The 3,293-nt window shown below is 59.9% G+C and carries 2 protein-coding genes; both read right to left on the minus strand.

The features are described from left to right. Positions 1–384: 384 nt before the first annotated feature. Positions 385–1,395, minus strand: a complete 1,011-nt coding sequence (locus tag VKV18_RS13605; RefSeq protein ID WP_324204732.1) for a hypothetical protein — start codon at positions 1,393–1,395, stop codon at positions 385–387. 85 nt (positions 1,396–1,480) lie between these two features. Continuing rightward, a complete protein-coding gene (oxlT, locus tag VKV18_RS13610) occupies positions 1,481–2,797 on the minus strand; it encodes an oxalate/formate MFS antiporter (RefSeq protein ID WP_324204733.1) in 1,317 nt (438 codons plus the stop codon). Between the last annotated feature and the right edge of the window lie 496 nt (positions 2,798–3,293).

Below are 3,293 nucleotides of genomic sequence, written 5' to 3' on the forward strand. Positions count from 1 at the left end.
GCCTTCGGGAGTGGGAGACCTAATAAATTAGAGGGGGGGCACCCCGAGCGAAGGCAAGCCTGGCCTCCGCCCGGGACAGATGCATTGCCGAGGTGCGTAGGACTGCCGCACTGCCTTCATCGTACCTCAGTTCGTAGCACGGATTCATCAGGCTGTCAAGGCCCGCGATCGGTGAGTCAGAGTCGACCACGCACCTTCCGAATCTGTGCCCTCCCTCGAAAGAATTTTCGAATCTCCCATGTAATCGTGCTGGGCCATTCCTCAATCGGTATCCCATGAGGAGTTAGCGAGAACAGAAGAGAGGGACTTCCCGAGCTGCTCTAGAGAAACCGGGGGAGCCGACCTGACAGCTCCCCCGGCGTACCCCGCAGAGACTGATGCTGATCAGTGAGATGCACCAAAGGGGGAGTAGACTCCCACGACGTTCGCATTCCCTTCATAGGCATAGACATAGTGTGTCTCGGGGTCCACTGCACCCGTATGGGTATTGCCAGATCCCGTATTAATGTACGCGACGGGTCTCATCCTATCCGCACTGAACACATCAAACCCCTTGGCACTCCCCTCGAAGGTGTACACTAAGCGAAGCCCCGGGTCGAAGGCCACTTCATCGGTTCCGCCGTGCGTCGGCGCCGCCCCTATCACTCGGAGAGTTGTGGCGTTGAGCACGAGAACTTTCTTTCCCGTTGTCCCCACCCAGAGACGATTCCTCACCGGGTCGTAAATCATGTTCTTCGTCCCGCCGAGTTTCGTCAACTTCACATGTGTATCCACCCATGGTCCAATCTTTCCCGTATCAAGGTCGACCCGCTCCACAAGAGCGTCGTCCGGCATGAAGAGACCCTTCCCGGGCACGAGAACACCCACGTCGGGACCAGACTTCGGCTTGGACGGGAGAAGAGCGATGGTGCGCAGAAGATGCGGGTACTCCCCGCCATTGTAGACCTCGATCCAGTTGCTGTCGTCGCTCGCAACCAGCACCTCACCCCGCCCCGGGTCGAACCATACGCCATCGGGCGACTTACCCTTGGTCTTGACTCTGTTGACAATCTTCCACGAGGCCTTGGAAATCACCACTAGCTCATTGCTGTCTCCCGCGGCTACGTACACATACCGACGAGAATAGGCAATGCCGTTCGGCCCCGCGATTGGCTCGACATCTGCCCACACTTGTTCCGCCGTGGCGTTGATCACAGCCACCCCCGACTTATGCAGGGCGACGTAGACATCGTTGGTCCCGGGGTCGTAAGTAACCCAATCGCCATGACCTCCCGTACCGGGGAGAGGGATCTTGGCCACCAGCCCAAAGGCGTATCCGCGACCCATACCGGGACTGGCGACTAACCCCAGGGCCGCAAAGGCCACAAGAGCCGCGACCAGAGGAATCCTGCCCATCGCCGCCTCCTTTCCGCACTGCACTGCTGAGATCTCCCAGTCGAAGTCCCGCGCCTCCCCAGATCCGGAGCTCGCTCGGAACGGGTCACTCTCCTCCCCCCGTAGGCACACTGGCCGCGACCATACGCGCCCCCTCCGCCACAGTCCGACGTGCTAAGGGCTTGAGCCAGAACAAAGCCATGAGGGCGGCAACCGCACTGGCCACCGCCATAGACCACAAAATGGGCGCCCAGTTACCTGCAGCATGCTTGGCAGCCGCCGCCACGGGGCCCGCGAAGATTGATGCCACCCCCTTCGCTGTATACAAGATGCCGTAGTTCGTGGTGGCGTATGTCCGGCCAAAGAGATCACCCACCGCAGAGGGGAACAGGGAGAAAATTTCGCTCCATGAGAAGAACGCGAATCCCGACAGCACGATGAACCACACGGGATGACCGATCAACCCAATCCAAGCCACGATAGTAAGTGCCTGGAGGCCGAAGGCGATGAACATCGTGTTTTCACGTCCGATCCGATCGGAAACCCATCCCCAGAACGGCCTAGCCACACCATTGAGGATTCGGTCCAGCTGCAGGGCGAGGACAAGAGCGGATAGACCAAATGCGACGACGACTTTGTCCACATGGTAGAATTGAGCGATTGGCTTGAGCTGGGCGGTGACGACCAACCCCGTAAATCCCATGAGGACAAACATGAAATAGAGCGCCCAAAACGATCCCTGTTGCACCATCTGCCCTGGGGTCATGTCGACCTTGCTCATCTGGACACGGGCTGTTATGAGTGCTTCCTTCGCCTTCCAGCCAGGAGGACTCCATCCCTTGGGAGGCTGGACAAGCATAAGACCCATGACGATCACCACGATGCCCTGGATGAATCCCCACGTGATAAAGGTCTGCGACCATCCTGCGGTTTTAATCATGGCTGCAATGGGCGCGACGGTGAGAGCGGTACCAATTCCGTAGCCGCCCGCCGTAACACCCGCGGTCAGTCCCCTGTAGTCTGGAAACCACTTGAGGGCGTTCCCCACACACGCCCCGTATACAGCCCCTGCTCCGACCCCGCCAATCGCGTACCAGAAAACCAGAGTTCCCACCGAGTGGGAAAGACCTGCCCCAATCCACCCCAGGCCCACCAAAATTCCCCCGAGCACGACGATCAGCCGAGTCCCCAAGAGGTCAACGAGGTATCCCTCAAAGGGAACAAGCCACGTCTCGGTTAACACAAATGCAGCAAAAGCCACTTGGACTGCTGCCAAGGAAGCGTGCAAGCTCCTCGTCAGCGGAGTCGTGAACAGCGTCCACGCGTACTGCAGGTTGGCGATGGCCATCATGGCGATGAATCCTGCAATCAGTTGCCACCAGCGGTTGACCACGCGCGGCTGCTCAACCGCAGATACGCCCATACTCTCTCCCTCCTTCCTCTCGTCGGTCTCTAGGGTCGCGCACTATCCCTAGGACACACACCCGGGCATGGCAGAATGACCGAGGGCTAGATACCCCCGCGCGCTCGTGGGGCGTAGTGCCCCCCCATGGCTCATCCGGCCAGAAACAACGAAGCTCCCTCCGGTACCGAAACACCTGGCACCGGAGGGAGCTATGCGCTGCTTTGGAAACACCCGCACGGCCGACGTACGAGGATACCCGGTATTGTACGTCTCGCCCCCTTGGACCCCCGCCTCCTCTCGGCGGATCGCCGGGAGGACTCCCCCTCGCGGAGCTCATGGACCCTCCCTGCCTTCTAGGGCTTGCGCTACTCCCCCGGAGGCTGGTCGTTCAGGATCTCCGCCGAGAACGGCAACACGCCCGGGACCAGCCACTTGGTCCACATCTCGTCGATCTTCGCCTGGAAGTAGTCGATGTCGTCCTCCGTGAAGTGGGCGAACCTGCCCTGCTTGAGGA

This window comes from Chthonomonas sp., assembly GCF_035294505.1.
Lineage (GTDB): Bacteria > Armatimonadota > Chthonomonadetes > Chthonomonadales > Chthonomonadaceae > Chthonomonas.